This is a genomic window from Pseudomonas sp. BNK-15 (assembly GCF_047456105.1).
GTDB lineage: Bacteria > Pseudomonadota > Gammaproteobacteria > Pseudomonadales > Pseudomonadaceae > Aquipseudomonas > Aquipseudomonas putida_E.
The window spans coordinates 5075271-5092658 of sequence record NZ_CP179898.1 but is presented as its reverse complement, the minus strand read 5'-3'; the positions used below and the strand labels follow the sequence as shown (position 1 = coordinate 5092658).

At 62.3% G+C, this 17388-nt stretch carries 13 protein-coding genes; 8 read left to right on the top strand and 5 right to left on the bottom strand.

The features are described from left to right. Positions 1-47 precede the first annotated feature (47 nt). The 5 genes from ACMGF5_RS23400 (at position 48) to ACMGF5_RS23380 (ending at position 6477) form a co-directional block, all read left to right on the top strand. Entirely contained in the window at positions 48-1250 is a 1203-nt protein-coding gene (locus tag ACMGF5_RS23400) for a glycosyltransferase (RefSeq protein WP_414157292.1), read from the top strand. Further along, positions 1247-2434, top strand: coding sequence for a glycosyltransferase family 2 protein (locus ACMGF5_RS23395; protein ID WP_251962569.1), 1188 nt, complete (start codon positions 1247-1249; stop codon positions 2432-2434). Before ACMGF5_RS23400 ends, ACMGF5_RS23395 begins: the two co-directional genes overlap by 4 nt. Beyond that, positions 2435-3184, top strand: a complete 750-nt coding sequence (locus ACMGF5_RS23390) for a WecB/TagA/CpsF family glycosyltransferase (protein ID WP_046786000.1) — start codon at positions 2435-2437, stop codon at positions 3182-3184. 169 nt (positions 3185-3353) lie between these two features. Further along, positions 3354-4772 (top strand): undecaprenyl-phosphate glucose phosphotransferase, encoded by a 1419-nt coding sequence (locus ACMGF5_RS23385; RefSeq protein ID WP_115274623.1) that lies wholly within the window; start codon positions 3354-3356, stop codon positions 4770-4772. Positions 4773-4815: 43 nt separating this feature from the next. After that, positions 4816-6477, top strand: a complete 1662-nt coding sequence (locus tag ACMGF5_RS23380; RefSeq protein WP_323614054.1) for a phosphoethanolamine transferase — start codon at positions 4816-4818, stop codon at positions 6475-6477. Here ACMGF5_RS23380 and ACMGF5_RS23375 read toward each other — a convergent pair whose 3' ends face one another. Continuing rightward, positions 6478-7443, bottom strand: coding sequence for a LysR substrate-binding domain-containing protein (locus tag ACMGF5_RS23375; RefSeq protein ID WP_046786003.1), 966 nt, complete (start codon positions 7441-7443; stop codon positions 6478-6480). It abuts the gene before it with no gap. 146 nt (positions 7444-7589) lie between these two features. Between ACMGF5_RS23375 and ACMGF5_RS23370 the strand changes: the two genes are divergently transcribed. After that, a complete protein-coding gene (locus ACMGF5_RS23370; RefSeq protein WP_115274625.1) occupies positions 7590-8966 on the top strand; it encodes an L-serine ammonia-lyase in 1377 nt (458 codons plus the stop codon). Position 8967: 1 nt separating this feature from the next. Here the strand turns inward: ACMGF5_RS23370 and ACMGF5_RS23365 are convergent, their stop codons facing one another. From ACMGF5_RS23365 to ACMGF5_RS23355, 3 genes are all read right to left on the bottom strand, one after another. Continuing rightward, a complete protein-coding gene (locus tag ACMGF5_RS23365; RefSeq protein ID WP_119687148.1) occupies positions 8968-10263 on the bottom strand; it encodes an NAD(P)/FAD-dependent oxidoreductase in 1296 nt (431 codons plus the stop codon). Positions 10264-10277: 14 nt separating this feature from the next. Then, a complete protein-coding gene (locus tag ACMGF5_RS23360; protein ID WP_046786006.1) occupies positions 10278-11366 on the bottom strand; it encodes a polyamine ABC transporter substrate-binding protein in 1089 nt (362 codons plus the stop codon). 66 nt (positions 11367-11432) lie between these two features. Continuing rightward, entirely contained in the window at positions 11433-12791 is a 1359-nt protein-coding gene (locus tag ACMGF5_RS23355; protein WP_012314747.1) for a glutamine synthetase family protein, read from the bottom strand. 150 nt (positions 12792-12941) lie between these two features. Here ACMGF5_RS23355 and ACMGF5_RS23350 point away from each other — a divergent pair, with 150 nt between their 5' ends. Together ACMGF5_RS23350 and ACMGF5_RS23345 are read left to right on the top strand one after the other, a co-directional pair. Beyond that, complete coding sequence (locus ACMGF5_RS23350) at positions 12942-13850, top strand: helix-turn-helix domain-containing protein (protein ID WP_414157291.1); 909 nt, start codon at positions 12942-12944, stop codon at positions 13848-13850. A 59-nt stretch (positions 13851-13909) separates the two neighbouring features. Continuing rightward, on the top strand, positions 13910-15823 hold the full coding sequence (locus tag ACMGF5_RS23345) for a hypothetical protein (RefSeq protein WP_414157290.1): 1914 nt from the start codon (positions 13910-13912) through the stop codon (positions 15821-15823). A gap of 150 nt (positions 15824-15973) precedes the next feature. Here ACMGF5_RS23345 and ACMGF5_RS23340 read toward each other — a convergent pair whose 3' ends face one another. Further along, entirely contained in the window at positions 15974-17359 is a 1386-nt protein-coding gene (locus tag ACMGF5_RS23340; protein ID WP_414156648.1) for an aldehyde dehydrogenase family protein, read from the bottom strand. Positions 17360-17388 lie beyond the last annotated feature (29 nt).

Genomic DNA, 17388 nt, shown 5'->3' with positions numbered 1-17388 from the left:
AGAAGCGGCCCGACCCTATCAGTAAACGGATTTCGATTTGGGGGCGTATGCGCATTGCTTATTTCATCAATCAGTATCCCAAGGTCAGTCACAGCTTCATTCGTCGCGAAATTCTGGCGCTCGAACGTCAAGGCATGGAGGTTCAACGCATCGCCCTGCGTGGCTGGGACGCCGAGTTGCAGGACGATGAAGACATCGCCGAGCAGGGCAAGACCCGCTACGTGCTGCAAGGGGGCGTCAAGGGCCTGCTCAAACCGATGCTGCAGGTAGCGCGCGCCGAGCCGCGGCGTTTCATGTCAGCGTTGCGCCTGGCGTTGCGCATGGGGGTGCGCGCCGACCGACCCTGGCCCTATCACCTGGTCTACCTGGCTGAAGCCTGCCGTGTCGTGCAGTGGTTGCAAGGCGCTGCTGCTGAGCACGTGCACGCGCACTTTGGCACCAACTCCACCGAAGTGGTCATGCTGGCCAACGCGCTCGGTGGCCCCCGCTACAGCTTCACCGTGCATGGCCCCGAGGAGTTCGACAAGCCGCAATTCCTGCACATGGATGAGAAGGTCCGCCGCGCAGCATTCGTCGCTGCGGTGAGCTCCTACGGGCGCAGCCAGTTGTTTCGCTGGGTGGCACATGAGCACTGGGTCAAGGTGAAGGTGGTGCATTGCGGCCTGGAGCGCAGTTTCCATGAAGGTTCGGCCATTGCGCCCCCGGCAACGCCGCGGCTGGTGTGCGTAGGGCGGCTGTGCGAGCAGAAGGGCCAGCTGCTGCTGCTCGAAGCGGCCCGAATCCTGCTGGCCAAGGGCGTAGCGTTTGAACTGGTGCTGGCCGGCGACGGTGAAATGCGTGAGCAGATCGACGCGTTGATCGCCCGCCATGGCTTGCAGGCACAGGTGCGCGTCACTGGCTGGATCAGCAGCGCCCAGGTACGTGAAGAAATCCTGGCCGCCCGCGCACTGGTGCTGCCGAGTTTCGCCGAAGGGTTGCCGGTGGTCATCATGGAGGCCATGGCCCTGCGTCGGCCGGTATTGACTACCTATGTGGCCGGCATACCCGAGCTGGTTCGGCAGGGGGAAAACGGTTGGCTGTTCCCGGCAGGCGAAGTGCAGGAGTTGGCTGCGGCCATGGCCGATTGCCTGGCGCAGCCTGCCGAAGCCCTGCAGCGTATGGGGCAAGCGGCTTACGAGCGCGTGCTCCAGCGCCACGATATCGATACCGAAGCGGCCAGGCTGGTTCGCTATTTCAAGGCAATTGCATGATTACTTTACTGAGTTGGCTGCTGGGCATCGTGGCACTGCTTGTGCTTCTGCCGGTACTGGTGCTGTTGGTCCAGGTGCTGTTGGCCTGCCTGCCGGCGCGGCCGGTGCCACAGCCCAAGGGCGCACGCCCACGGGTGGCGGTGTTGGTACCGGCGCATAACGAGGCGCTGGTCATCGAGTCGGCACTTGCGGCCATCGGCGCGCAATTGCGCGAGGGCGACCAGTTGCTGGTGGTGGCGGACAACTGCACCGACGATACCGCCGCACTGGCGCGTGCTGCCGGTGCGCAGGTGATCGAGCGCCAGGACGCGCACCTGCGGGGCAAGGGCTATGCGCTGGACTACGGTGTACGGCATCTGGCGCACAACCCGCCGCACGTGGTGCTGATCATCGACGCCGATTGCCAGGTCAGTGCCGGTGCCGTCGAGCGCTTGGCACACTGTTGCATCGAGGCCGGCCGGCCTGTGCAGTCCCTGTACCTGATGCATGCGCCTGCAGGCGCCGGGCTGAAAGTGCAGGTCGCCGAATTCGCCTGGCGCGTGAAGAATCTCGTGCGCCCGCGTGGATGGGCTCGGGCAGGCTTGCCGTGCCAGTTGATGGGGGCGGGCATGGCGTTCAGCTGGCAGGATGTGACCGCGGCCAACCTGGCGACCGGCCATCTGGTCGAAGACATCAAGCTGGGCCTGGAGCTGTGCCGCGATGGTAAACCGCCGCTGTTCTGCCCGGCTGCTACGGTCACCAGCCAGTTCCCGACCAGCCAGGAAGGTCTCACCAGCCAACGCACCCGCTGGGAACATGGCCATCTGGGGCTGCTGCTGACGGAGGGCCCCGGTTTGATTCGTCGCTCGCTGACGCAGGGTAACTGGCCTTTGCTGGCCATGGCCGTGGACCTGCTGGTACCGCCGCTGGCGCTGCTGGCATTGGCCATGATGGTGGTCTTCAGCGTGGCATGGCTGGCATTTCTGTTCTTCGGCATTTTACTGCCGGCAGTGCTTGCCACCGTCAACCTGGTGCTGTTGGTGGCCGCGGTATTGTTGGCCTGGTGGCGCTTCTCGCGTGAGGTGATCCCGTTTTCCGTATTGCTGTATGCCCCGTTCTACGCGGCGAAGAAGATTCCCCTGTACCTCGGTTTTCTGCTCAAGCGCCAGGTTGAATGGGTGCGCTCGAAACGGGATGACAACTGAATGGACGCATGGCCCTGGTTGCAACGCTGGAAGACAATCATCGGCAAGCTGCGCGTGGTCGATGACGCGGCTGATGAGCAGAAGGTGCTGCAGGCACTGAGCGCTCCGCGAACGGCAACGGTGCTCGGCTTCGTCAATGCCCATGCCATGAACCTGGTGGCTGCCAACCCCGACTATTGCACAGCGCTGGCGGCAGCGGACGTGCTGCTGCGCGACGGCTCCGGCATCGCGATACTGTATCGGCGCCTGGGGCTGGCGCCCGGGCTGAACATGAACGGCACCGACTTCATTCCCGAACTGCTCGCAGCTTACAACGGCAGGCGGGTAGCGTTCTGGGGCACCCAGGAGCCGTATCTGAGCCAGGCAGCCGAACAGGGTGAAGCGCTTTACGGGGTTAATGTCGTGTCGCTGCATGACGGTTTCGCCAGTATCGACACCTACATTGATCTGGCGCGGCAGCAGCAGCCGGAGCTGATCGTGCTGGGCATGGGCATGCCCAAGCAGGAGAACGTCGCGGCCCGCCTGGCTGAACTGGGCAGGCCCTGCCTGATCGTCTGCGGCGGAGCGATCCTGGACTTCATGGGCGGCAAGGTCACCCGGGCCCCGGACTGGTTACGCCGGTTGGGCGGCGAATGGGTGTACAGGCTGAGCAGGGAACCCAGGCGTCTGTTCGTGCGCTATGTGGTCGGCAACCCACTGTTCCTGCTGCGGGCGCTGCTGTGCAGCAAAGCGACCCTGCCAGAACCCTGAGCGAGGAGGATTCAGCCCCGCACGGGCTGCCGGGTACTGCTACAGTGATATCAAGCGGCGTGGGGTGGCGTGGCAGCTTTTTAATGATTTGGTATTGAACCTAAGGTTGGTTTTATCGCACGGGTGTAATGGCGACGCGTGGGTCACGCACATAAAAAGAGGCCTCATAATGGTATTCGAGCCTAGAAGCAGCCGTTCCTTGCTCCAGCGAAGAAGTAGCGTGAGTAACGCCATTCAAGCCGGCCTCGATGGCATAGCGGTCACCAGTGTCGCGTGGTATCTGATTTACGATCAGTTCGGTTATATTACTTCAGACTACGTCATCATGCTGCTGTTGCTGATCGGTGCGCTGGCCGTCATTTATGACCACTATGCCATTTATCGAAGTAACGTTGGCCTTTCCGTCAAAGCTTTCAGGCTGTTCAAGGCGTGGTCTGCGACGTTTTGTTTTCTGGTGGTTATCGCTTTTCTTACCAAACAAAGCGAAACGTATTCGCGGCTGTTGGTGGGGCAGTTGTTTATATTTGGTTACGCTGTGCAGTTGCTGTTGCATATTGTCGTGCGCGAACTGCAAAAGCGTTTTACTGCCCATGCTCGCCAGGACAACGCATTGATTATCGGTGGGGGCGACCTGGCCAACTTCCTCTACCAGAAAATAAGCAATAACCCCTGGTTTGGAGAGCGGGTGGTGGGTTGTGTGCTGATCGATGAACAGCTCGATGGGCAGGGCACTGCCGATGCAAAATTGCGTTTGCCTGTATTGGGCCGTATTGCCGACCTGGACGAGATCATCGCCAAGCAGGCTATCCGAACGGTGTACCTGGTGACGCCGCTCGGCGGCTCTGAGCTGATCAACGATGTCTACCTGAAACTTTTGGACAAGTGCATTGCGGTCAACTGGGTGCCCGACATTTTCTCGCTGCGCCTGATCAACCACAGCGTCCGTGAAATTGCCGGCATCCCGGTACTGACGTTGTCTGAAACCCCGCTCACGGGCATGAGCCTGTTCCTGAAGAACCTGGAAGACCGCGTGCTGGCCGCGTTCATTCTGCTGTGTGCGTCGCCGGTACTGCTGGTGGTCGCCGTCGTCATCAAGTTCGACAGCCCCGGGCCGGTGTTCTTCCGCCAGGAACGTACCGGGTGGACGGGGGAGTCTTTTCGCATCTGGAAGTTTCGCAGCATGCGCGTTCACCAACCCGACAGTGGCGTGGTCCAGCAGGCGCAAAAGAATGACCCCAGGCTGACCCGGGTCGGTGCCTTCATCCGACGCACCAGCCTGGATGAATTGCCGCAACTGTTCAATGTGCTGACCGGCGAGATGTCGCTGGTGGGCCCACGCCCGCATGCGTTGCAACACGACACACTGTACTCCCAGGACATCGTCGATTATTTCGCCCGCCACAACATCAAGCCCGGCATGACAGGCTTGGCGCAAGTACGTGGCTACCGGGGCGAAACCAAGGACATCGAACAGATGATCCAGCGGGTGAACTCGGACATCGAGTACATCAACAACTGGTCGCTCTGGCTCGACTTCGTGATTCTGGTACGAACGCTCAATGCCTTTACCGGCAAGCAGGCTTATTGAAGGCCGGTACTCGACCGAGCGCCATCCAGAGGGTCAGTGATCAATGAAAACCATGTCTCGGCTGGGCGGTGTTGCCTCGAGGGTAGTGAAGGCAGAGTGGCCGGTTCTGCTGTTATGGTCGTTTCTGCTGTCGCCGTTGTTCGTAAGGCTACTGGCCGAGTGCAATTGCTCGAAAACGGATTTGCTGGTTATCTATACGTTTGCCATTTCAATGTTATGGCTGCTGGCCACGCGTTTCGTTTCAACCAATCAATTCAAGGTTCATCTTCTGTTGTTGCCATTTTATCTGGCGGCCAGCGTGGACCTGTTTCTGGTGCTGAACTTCGGTTCACGCTTGACGGCGGCCTATCTTTTTATCGGGCTGACCAATTACAAAGAGGCTACTGATTTCCTCAGTACCTACTGGCATTCGATCAGCGCGGTGCTGCTGGTATTCGTGCTGTGCTACGGCGTTGGGCTGGCAGGGTTGCACGGGCGCACGTTTTACAAGAACAAGGCGATTTTCGGTTTGACGATAAGTGCCTTGGTGTTGGGGTATGGCGCCTATTTTTATAAAACCGTAAAGCTCAACTCGCTGGGCAGGAGTGCAGTCCTGGACTTGGCAGCGAAGGACCAAAGTACCCCTGTGGGTTATTTGTCGCAAATCGGCTTGACGGTAACGTTGTATGCCGAGTCGAAGCGCTATATCAAACAGCGCCTGGAGTCCGAGGTAAAAATAACAGCAGTATCGGACGCCGCTGACGTGGAGACCCTCGTGTTCGTCATCGGCGAGTCTTCACGGCCACACAACTGGTCGCTGTATGGTTACCACCATTCCACCACGCCGAACCTTGACAAAGAGTCGGGGGTGTTCAAGTTCAACAGCATGTGCACCACGGCGCCGCATACGTCGGTCGCGGTGCCCTCGATGCTCAGCCTGGAGCCGATCGAGCACTGGGACCTGATCGCCTCGACCAAATCGCTGGTTGGCATCTACCGCGCCGCCGGCTACAAGACGTACTGGCTGTCTTCCCAGGAAGTCGACAGTTTTGGCGGGATCATTCCGCAAATTGCTGCCGAGGCCCAGAGCCGGCAGTACTTTGAGCGCAGCTACGACGGTGCATTGATGTCGGCCTACGAAAACATCGTCGAGCAAGGCGGCACGCAAAAACAGGCGATCTTTATTCATATCAAAGGCAGCCATTTCGATTACGCCCGCCGCTACCCACGCGAGTTCGGCACATTCAAGCCTGCGACCGACAGCGCGAAGGACCGGATCACCGCAGATTACGATAACTCCATCTTGTACACCGACTGGCTGTTGGGAAGGATCATCGATCAACTCAAAAGCAGCCAGCGCAAGGCGCTGTTGGTCTATTCGTCAGACCATGGCGAGAATTTGCTGGATGACAGCCGCGGCCTGCTAGGGCACGGTATGGGCAATGAGTATGACCTTTCGGTCGCGGCGTTTTTCTGGGCTTCAGGCAGCCTGCTGCAGCGGCAGGCGCAAACGCTGCAAAAGCTCAAGCAGCGGGAAGGGCAGACCGTCAGTATTTCTTCTCTCCCGCATACGTTGTTGAACATCACTGGCATTTCCATGCCGGGTTATGACAGCGCCCAAGACCTGTTGAGCGACAACTTTGTCTCGTCCAAATGCCCACATTTGCTGGCCGGTGAGTACGTTCCTTCGTTTGATTTCGATGTGAAACGCGTTGCAGTCGAATGACTACGCGGGTGTGCGGGTGGACGCGGTACGGGCTTGAACAGGGTGCTGCAGGAGGAAGCTTTTGGCCTCTTCCACCAGCCAGTCGTGTACCGCACGAGCGCCCGGCTGGTTCAGCCCGCCTGGCGGGTAATGCACTACATAGCGCTTGTGGTTGGCGATCGGCACACCGAAGGGCACGATCAGCGCACCCCGTTCCAGTTCATCATTGAGTAAGGTGCGACGGGCTATGGCCACGCCGATCCCGGCAATCGCCGCTTCTATCGTCAGGTGATTGCGGTTGAAGGTATGCCCCCGGCGCACATCCAGCCGTGGCGCACCAATGCCCTCCAGGTAGAACTCCCATTCGGCAAAGTCCGAACTGCCGCGCCAGGCAGTGATGTCGTGCAGCAGTGGATAGTGGGCAAGGTCCGCAGGCCCGTGCAGTGGCGGGCGGCCGCGCAGCAGGGCTGGCGAGCAGACGGGGAAGATCTGTTCGTCCAGCAGCGGGGTCGAGAGCATGCCCGGGTAGCTGCCATCATTCAGGTCAATGGCCAGGTCGAAGTCGCCCGGGTTCAACGCCTGCGCACTGTCTTCGGCCACCAGGCGCAATTCGATATCCGGATACCGCTGCTGGAAGCGCGGCAGGCGCGGTGTCAGCCACTTGGCCAGGAACGAGGGAATCGAGCGTACGCGCAAGGTGCCGCGGATCTCGCCGGCGTCCAGGCGCAGCAGTTCGGCTTCGATACTGCCGTAGGCCTCGGCCACGGTCTGCGCCAGGCGCTGCCCCTCGGCGCTCAGCTCTACCCCCCGCGCCCGGCGCAGGAACAGGCGGTAACCAAGGCGCTCCTCCAGCTGGCGCATCTGCTGGCTGACCGCACCGGGGGTGATGTGCAGTTCCTCGGCGCAGCGGGTGAAAGAGAGATGCCGTGCCGCACAGGAAAAAACATGCAGCCAGACGAACATCTGGCCGTTCATTTGTCGTCGCATCGTTTAGTTCTGCTAAAGCCTTGCTTAGAAAGTTTCGTTGGTCATCAACAGGTGAGCGCGGCAGTATCGCGCAAATCCGCAATAGCGTTCAATTTATCCAGACAGCCGCGTAACGGTGATACAGCCCGGCGCGGTCAGGCATTAGCATGGCTATCAGTGTTTTCGACCTTTTCAAAATCGGCATCGGCCCATCCAGTTCCCACACCGTCGGCCCCATGCGGGCAGCCGCCACCTTTGCCCAGGCATTGCGCACCCAGGGCTTGCTGGGCCAGGTAAGGCGTATCGAAGTACGGCTTTATGGTTCGCTTTCCGCCACGGGTGTGGGCCATGCCACTGACCGCGCCTGCCTGCTCGGCCTGATGGGGCAGTGGCCGGACCGGATCGACCCGGCCACCATCGAGTCACGCATTGGCCAGGTGATGCAGGAGCAATGCCTGATGCTCGACGCCAGCCACCCGCTGACTTTCATCTATGCACGCGACATGCTGCTGCTGGAGGAAAACCTGGCGTACCACCCCAATGCCATGACCCTGGAGGCAATGGACGAGCAGGGCAGCCTGCTCAGCCAGACCTACTACTCCGTTGGTGGCGGCTTTATTGTCGAGCAGGGTGAAATCGACGCGCCCCAGAACCAGGCGGCTGCAGTCCCGCTGCCCTACGAATTCTCCAGTGCCGCCCAGTTGCTGGCGCTGTGCAAGGCCCACCAGTTGAGCGTTGCCCAGCTGATGCTGGCCAACGAATGCGCGTGGCGCCCTGAAGCCGAGGTGCGCGAAGGGCTGCTGCGGATATGGGCGGCGATGCGTGAATGCGTCGACAACGGCCTGCGCAATGAGGGCATCCTGCCTGGCGGGCTTGGCGTCAAGCGCCGCGCTGCACGTCTGCATCGCAGCCTGCAGGAACTGGGCAAACCCAATGTGATCGGCTCGACCCTGAGTGCCATGGAGTGGGTGAACCTGTTCGCCCTGGCGGTCAATGAAGAGAACGCCGCTGGCGGGCGCATGGTCACAGCGCCGACCAACGGCGCGGCGGGCATCATCCCCGCGGTGTTGCACTACTACATGAAATTCAACCCAGCTACCTGTGACGACGATGTGGTGGCGTTCCTGCTGGCCGCTGCCGCTGTCGGCATCCTGTGCAAGAAGAATGCATCGATCTCCGGTGCCGAGGTGGGTTGCCAGGGCGAGGTGGGGTCGGCGTGCTCGATGGCCGCGGCAGGCCTCGCCCAAGTGCTGGGCGCTACACCGCCGCAGTTGGAAAACGCCGCCGAAATTGCCCTGGAACACAACCTGGGCTTGACCTGTGACCCGGTCGCAGGCCTGGTCCAGGTGCCGTGTATCGAGCGCAATGCGATTGCCGCGGTCAAGGCGATCAATGCCGTGCAGATGGCCCTGCGCGGTGATGGCGAGCACTTCATCTCGCTTGATCGGGTAATCCGCACCATGCGCGATACCGGTGCCGACATGCATGCCAATTACAAGGAAACCTCGCGTGGTGGTTTGGCGGTGGCGTTCGTCGAGTGCTGAGTCAACCCAGCACCTCGCGCACCCGATACCACAGCATCCCCAACGCCAGCAGCGGCGAGCGCAACGCCTTGCCGCCCGGGAAGGTAAGGTGGGGTACGGCGCTGAAGACATCCAGCCCCTGGCTGTGCCCGGCAGCGATCCCTTCAGCCAGCAGTCTGGCCGTCCAGTGCGTCACATTCAGGCCATGCCCAGAGTAGCCCTGGGCGTAGTAGACATTCGGGTACTGGCTCAGCCGCCCGACCTGAGGGAAGCGGTTGGCGGTGATGCCGATCATCCCGCCCCATTGGTAATCGATGCGCACGTCGGCCAGTTGCGGGAACACCTTGAGCACCTTGGGCCGCATGTAGGCGGCGATGTCCTTCGGGTCGCGCCCTGAATAATGGCAGGCCCCGCCGAACAACAGCCGACGATCTGCGGTGAGGCGGTAGTAATCCAGGCCGACCTTCTGGTCGCACATCGCCATGTTCTGCGGGATAAGCGCCTTGGCCACAGCCTCGGGCAGTGGCTCGGTGGCCACCACGTAGCTGCCGGCAGGCAGCACTTTACCGCTCAGGCGTGGCTCCAGTTCGTCCAGGTGGGCGTTGCAACCGAGCACCAGGCTTTGTGCCCTGACCTTGCCCCGAGCGGTGTGCAGGGTGACCGTGGTGCCATGCTCGATGCGCAGCACCGGGCTCTGCTCAAAAATGCGTACCCCCAGGCCATGAGCCGCGCGCGCTTCACCCTGGACCAGGTCGAGCGGGTGCAGATGGCCCGACCCCATGTCCACCAGCCCGCCGGCGTACTGATCGCTGGCAACGATCTCATGCAGTCGCTCAGGGCCGACCAGGCGCGTTTCATGGCCATAGCCAAGCTCCGCCAGCTCGCGCTGCTCGTCCTTGAACGCCGCGAACTGGGCAGGTGTATTGGCCAGTTCGCAGAAGCCCCAGCGCAGGTCGCAGGCAATGCCGTACTGCTCGATACGCCTGGCCACCAGGGCCACCGAGTCGATGCCGGCCTGTTTCAGGTAGCGCACGCCGTCCTGGCCGACATAGCGCGCAAAACCGCTGACGTCATGGCCGATGCCGCGGATCAACTGGCCTCCGTTGCGCCCGCTGGCGCCCCAGCCGACGCGCCGGCCTTCGAGCAGGATCACCGACAGGCCACGCTCGGCCAGTTCCAGCGCCGTATTGACCCCGGTCAGGCCACCGCCGACCACGCACACATCAGCGGTCAGTTCGCCGTCCAGGCTGGGGTAGGGCGCGGTATCACGCGCGGTAGCGGCGTAGTACGACGCAGTGTGTTGGGTGTCGAATGGCATGGCGCGCTCTCGGCTCAGCGGTTGGACTTGATCTTGCTCCAGGAGCGGGTCATGACCCGCATGATCTTCGGGCTCGGCGTGCTGGAAATGTACAGCTTGTCCAGCACCTCCTGGGGTGGGTAGATCTCGGGGTTGTTGACCAGCGACTCATCCATGTAGGCCTTGGCGTCGGGGTTGGCATTGGCATAGCCGACGGTGGCACTGACCTTGGCGATCACCTGTGGTTCGAGCAGGTAGTTGATGAAGGCCAGCGCCTGCTCGGGGTTGCTGGCGTCCTTGGGAATGGCCAGCAGGTCGAACCACAGGTTGCTGCCTTCCTTGGGGATGCTGTAGGCGATCTTCACGCCGTTTTTCGCCTCGACAGCGCGGTTGGCGGCCTGGAACACATCGCCGGAGTAGCCGAAGGCAATACAGATGTCGCCGTTGGCCAGGTCCGAAACGTATTTGGACGAGTGGAAGTAGGTGATATAGGGGCGCAGTTCAAGCAAGTGCGCTTCGGCCTTGGCGTAGTCAGCCGGCTTTTCGCTGCGCGGGTCCATGCCCAGGTAGTTGAGCATGGCCGGGAACAATTCGTCGGGCGAGTCCATGAAGGCCACCCCGCACTGCTTGAGTTTCTTCAGGTTCTCTGGCTCGAACAGCACCGCCCAGGAGTCGATACGCTCGATGCCCAGTGCTGCTTTGACCTTTTCAACGTTGTAGCCAATGCCGTTGGTGCCCCACAGGTACGGCACCGCGTACTGGTTGCCGGGGTCGTTCTGTTCAAGTTGCTTGAGCAGTTTCGGGTCCAGGTGCTTCCAGTTCGGAAGCTTGCTGCGGTCCAGTGGCAGGAAGGCACCGGCCTGCGCCTGGCGGGCGAGGAAGTGGTTGGACGGCACGACCACATCGTAGCCGGTGCGCCCGGCAAGCAGCTTGCCCTCCAGGGTTTCGTTGGAGTCGAACACGTCATAGACCACCTTGATCCCGCTGCTGGCCTGGAAGTCGGCCAGGGTGGTATCGCCAATGTAGTCGGTCCAGTTGTACACGCTGACCGTGGGCTGAGCCTGGGCGGCTGCACCGAACAGCAGGGTGAATGCTGCAGGAATCAGGGCTTGCAGATGACGCATGTCGACACCTCGTTGGTCTTGTTCTTTGAGTGGGGTGTGAGGGGCTGCACGGCAGCCCCCCGCAGATCAGACGCTGAGCAGCAGGAATTCACGCTCCCACGAACTGATCACACGCTTGAAGTTTTCATGCTCGGCACGTTTGACCGCCACGTAGCCCTGGACGAACTGCTTGCCCAGGTAACGCTGTACGGTCTGGCAGTCCTCCATGTGCTGCAGCGCGTCCTCGATGGTGATCGGCAGGCGCAGGTTGCGCCGCTCATAGGCGCGGCCTTGCACTGGCGCACTGGGTTCGACCTTCTCTACCATGCCCAGGTAGCCGCAAAGCAGGCTCGCGGCGATCGCCAGGTAGGGGTTGGCGTCGGCACCCGGCAGGCGGTTTTCCACGCGCATGGCGTCGGGGCTCGAGGTGGGCACGCGCAGGCCGGCGGTGCGGTTTTCCTCGCCCCATTCGACGTTGACCGGCGCCGAGGTGTCCGGCAGGAAGCGGCGGAAGGAGTTGACGTTCGGGGCAAACATCGGCAACAGCTTGGGGATGTACTTCTGCAGGCCGCCGATATGGTGCAGGAACAACTCGCTCATGCTGCCATCGTCGTTGGCGAACACCGGCTTGCCGCTGGCGATGTCGACCACGCTCTGGTGCAGGTGCATGGCGCTGCCCGGTTCATCGGTGATCGGCTTGGCCATGAAGGTGGCCGTCACGTTGTGCTTGAGCGCCGCCTCACGCATCGTGCGCTTGAACACGGTGATCTGGTCGGCCAGGTCCAGCGCATCGCCATGGCGGAAATTGATCTCCATCTGCGCCGGGCCGTCTTCGTGGATCAGCGTGTCGAGGTCCAGGCCTTGCAGTTCGCACCAGTCATAGACGTCTTCGAACAACGGGTCGAATTCGTTGGCTGCATCGATGGAGAACGACTGGCGCCCGCTTTCGGCGCGGCCGGAGCGGCCCAGTGGCACTTGCAGTGGCAAGTCCGGGTCTTCGCAACGCTTGGTCAGGTAGAACTCCATCTCCGGAGCGACGATCGGCCGCCAGCCCTTGTCGGCATAGAGTTTGAGCACCTTCTTCAGCACGTTGCGCGGCGACAGTTCGATGGGGTTACCCTGTTTGTCGAAGGTGTCGTGGATCACGATGGCGGTCGGTTCGATGGCCCAGGGGATCTGATACACCGCAGTCGGGTCGGGGCGGCAGACCATGTCGATGTCAGCGGCATCGAGCAGGCTGTAGTAGATGTCATCGTCGACGTAGTCGCCGGTGACGGTCTGCAGCAGCACGCTCTCGGGCAGGCGCATGCCACGCTCATGGAGGAACTTGGCGGTCGGTGCGATCTTGCCGCGGGCGATGCCGGTCAGGTCGCTGATCACGCATTCGACTTCGGTGATCCGGTGTTCTTTCAGCCAGGTGGAAAGCTGATCGAAGGGGGCGTTCATACAGACCTCTTGGTTGGGTTTTTGTGGCACTGGTGTGCAGGAGCCTTCCCACATGCCGTGCTGAGGGCTATCTTGGGCGCAGCCCCCAGGGGCAATCTATCCACTTTCTTCGGCAACGAATGCACCAAAAGAGTGCAATTAGGACGCAGCGTGACAACGCCCAATGCCTTGCAGGTCCAGGCCTTCCACACCACCGATGTGACCGAGCAGGTGCGCGCCACCCCCGGTTGGCAGCAGCAGTACCGGCAGATGTCGCCCGGCCACTTCAGCGGCCAGTTGCGTTGCCTGGGCCTGGATGGCGTGCAGGTGTACGAAGAGCGCCTGAACACGCGGGTCGAGCAGTTTTTCCGTGCCCCCAGCGGCGCGTTGGCATTTTGCTTCGACCGCAGCGAAAACAGCCTGTACCTGCTCAACGAACAGAGCCGCAATATCTGGATCACACCGGAGAACTACCAGGAGGTGGCGGTGGTGTTCGACCAGGCCTTCCTGGCCAGCCACGGCCTCGACCCGCAGCGCCTTGACGGCTTGTTCATGGTGCCGCTGGGCAGCGGCCAGAATGCGCTGTTCGGCAGCTGGCTCAGCGCTACCCTGACGCGACTGGGGCAAGCCGATTGCCCACTTGCGGGGCAAGCGTTGGCCGAACAGTTGCTGGAAGACTGCCTGTTCATCCTGGATAACGCCTGCCAGCAGCTGCAGGGCGGAGCGCTGGGGCGGCGGGGAGAGGAGCGGGCGATCATGCAGCGGGTCAGTGAGTGGGCTGCCGACTGCCCCGAAGAAACCCTTAACCTGCTGGAGTTGGCAGACGTTGCCGGCGTTTCCCTGCGCCAGCTGCAGCAGGCATTCAAGGCGTTTACCGGCATGCCGCCGGCCCATTGGCTGCGGCTTCGCCGGCTCAATGGGGCGCGGCGCGACCTGTTGCGCGGTGGCGAGGTGACGGTTGCCGAAGTGGCCATGCGCTGGTCGTTCTGGCATTTGGGGCGCTTTTCCGAAAGCTATCGGCAGTTGTTCCGGGAACTGCCCAGCGAGACGCTCAAGCGGGGCCGGTCGGTTCGCGGTTAAACCCAGCATTCCTGCGGGAAAGTTGCTATCGTGCCCGGCAGTGTTCACCCGAGGTCCCGATGTTCTACCTGCCTTTGCCCAGCGATCAGGCCGAGCGCCTCGCCAGCGCAGCCCCAGCCACCGATTTTTTCCCTGGCGCCAGCGTGCTGCAGGCGGCCGCCGTGCTGTTCGTGCAGAACCTGCCGCGCCAGCCTGCCAGCGTTTCGGCTGACGCACAGGAACGCCGCTTCGCTGAAATCGTGCGTATTGCCAATGAGGTCGAAACGGCGGCGCCTGGCCGTTTTCAGGGCCAGGTAGCGCAGCATTTCGACCGCGAGGCGTTTGCCATGGGGCTCGGCATGCTGGGTGAGAACGGCGTCGCGCTGGTATCACCCGAAGTCGACTACCCGGCGGAAGAATTTCAGGACGCCGAAGGCCAGTGGAACTTCCAGTTCGCCGACAGCTACCGGCAGCGGGTCACGCCATTGCACCCGGTGTACCTGCCGTCGTTGGCCAGCGACCTCATGCTCAGCGACCAGCAGAACCGCCTGCTGCGCGAGTTCTTGTCCGGGGTGGACGAGTCGGTGGCGGTGCAGGGGTTCGCCGGTACCGGCAAAACCTTCCTGATCCACCAGTTCGCGCGCCTGCTCGACCCGCAACGCACCTTGCTGCTGGCCCTCACCGAAGGCCAGCTCAGGGCACTGCGGGCACGGGTCAAGGATGCTGAGGCGTACACGGCGATGACCTTTGGCCAACTGGCCGACGAGATTCTCAACCGCGACCTCACCAGCAACGGTTGGCGCCTGCGCGATCCGTACCGAACCAAGTTGTCATGGCGCCCGCAAGAGGCGCAGGTGGTGAAATGGCTGGCCATCCCCGATATCGGCCCATTGGCCGCCCGGGACGTGGTCGCCCTGTGCATCAAGGCCGTGCGCAGCTTCTGCCGCAGCGGCGACAACCAGTTGCAGCTGCATCACTTGCCCTGGGCCGGCCCGGGGACCTCGCCGCTGGATCAGGAAGTGCTGCTGGAAAAGGCCAGGTTGTACTGGCAGGAGCTGACCCGCCCATCGTCGCGGGAGATCCAGTTGCCGGTGCGCGATTACCATCGGGTCAAACTGTTGTCGCTGACGGCCGAACTGATCGACAGCCGCTATACCCATGTGATCGTCGATGAAGCCCACGAGTTGTCCGCACCCATGGTCGCCGTGCTGGATCGCAGCCCGCAATCTGTCATTGCCCTGGGCGATGAGCTGCAGAACCTCAATGGCTTGAGCCCGCACCATGGCGGCTTCATCCGCCAGCGTTATATCGACCATTCATTACGCGCAGGGCCTGCCATGGACAGCGTACTCAACCCGTTGATCCAGGCCCACCCGGCGGCCATCCAGGCAGCCTTCAGCGGCAGTGCCGAGCATTACACGCGGGTCAGTTTCTTCGATGCTGTGACGGTACCCGAGCAGCCCACCGCGTTGATCGTCGATGACGAGTGGGGGTTGTTCGGTTGGTTTCAGCGCCTGACCCACCAGGGTGTGCCGTTCGTGCTGCTGCAAAGCGCGCGCAAGGATTTCGAGCTGTTCGTCGAGGATTGCATCGAGTTGTACCGCTATGGCACGCGGCCGCGTCACCCGATGCTGTTCCGATACCCAAGCTGGCAGGCGCTTGAGCAAGACAAGGGGGACGACAAGGCGTTCGTTGCCGTGGCCAATATGCTGCGCAAGGGCTACACCCCGGAGCACTTTGCCAAGGCCAAGAGCCGCTACCGCTGGGACAAGGCGCCCAAGCTGTTCCTTGGCCGTGTACGCGATGTGAAGAACATGGAGTTCGCCCGGGTGATGGTCTCGCCGGAGCTGATGGTTGCGCCGGTAACGGCCGGCAACCGCAACGAGCGGGCACGGATGCTGGCCGGGCTGTACACCGCATGTTCGCGGGCGCGGCACGAGCTGATCGTGCCGGGGGGGATGCTGGACTGGGTCAAGGACCAGGTCCGCGATTGAGCGTGCCCCGGGGCCGCTGCGCGGCCCAATCGCCGGCAAGCCGGCTCCCACAGCAATTGCTGCCAGCTTTGAAAACCGTACGGGCAGCACGGTCACTGTGGGAGCCGGCTTGCCGGCGATTGGGCTGCAAAGCAGCCCCGGCTCACGAAATCAGTTGCGATCCAGCCACACGGTTTGCGCGTTGGTGAACTCGCGCACGCCAAAATGCGACAGCTCACGCCCGAAGCCACTCTTTTTCACCCCACCAAAGGCCACGCGGGGGTCAGAAGCGCAATAGCCGTTGATGAACACCCCACCGGTGTCCAGCGCTGCCGTCATGCGCTCGGCCAGGGCATAGTCTGCGGTGTAGATGGTCGATGCCAGGCCGAATTCGCTGTCGTTGGCCAGCTCCACCGCATGTTCGGCATCGCGGGCAGTGATGATCGCAGCCACGGGGCCGAACAGCTCCTGCTTGAACGCGGTCATGTCCGGGGTGACGTTGGCGAACACGGTCGGGGCGTAGAAGTTGCCCACGCCTTCGACCTTGTTGCCGCCCAACAGCAAGGTGGCGCCCTCGGCGAGGGTCGCCTGGACCTGGCCATCGAGCTCGTCGCGCAGGTCGTAGCGCGCCATCGGGCCGATGTAGGTGTCATCTTCCAGCGGGTTGCCGACCTTCAACTGGCGTGTCGCCTCGACGAACTTGCGCGTGAATGCCTCGACGATGCTCTCTTCCACGATCAGGCGCTTGGCCGCGGCGCAGACCTGCCCGGTGTTCTGGTAGCGGCCAACCACGGCGGCTTTCACCGCAGCATCCAGGTCGGCGTCGGCCAGCACGATGAACGGATCGGAACCACCCAGCTCGAGCACGCATTTCTTCAGCGCGGCACCGGCCTGGGCGCCGATCGCCATGCCGGCACGCACGCTGCCGGTCAACGTCACGGCAGCGATGCGCGGGTCGTTGATGGCGCGGGTGACGCCGTCCGGGGTCACGTTGAGTACCTCGAACACGCCTTCGGGCAAGCCGGCATCCTTGAACAGGTCGCCCATCAGATAGGCGCTGCCCATGACGTTCGGCGCATGCTTGAGCACATAGGTGTTGCCGGCCAGGATCGCCGGTACGGCGCCACGCAGCACCTGCCAGATCGGGAAATTCCACGGCATCACGGCCAGGATCGGGCCCAGCGGGCGGTATTCGATACGCGCTTTTTCGACCTGGGTCGGCTCAGCCGCAAGCATCGCCGGGCCGTGCTCGGCGTACCAGCGGCACAGGCCGACGCACTTGTTCACTTCACCTCGGGCCTGGCTGATCGGCTTGCCGATTTCGCGGCTGATCATCTGCGCGAAGGTTTCGGCCTTGGCCTCAAGGGTGTCGGCCAGGGCAAGCAGGTACTCGCTGCGCTGACCCAGCGACACCTGGCGCCACTGGCGATAGCCAGCCTTGGCACGTTGCAGCGCCGCTTCCAGTGCGGCGTCGGTGTCGAAAGGGTAGCTGCCGATCTGCTCGCCGCTGTGCGGGTCGATGGAGATGGCGTGGGTCAGGCTGCTGATCTGGCTCATGGCTGCACACTCGTTGTTGTTCATCAGTG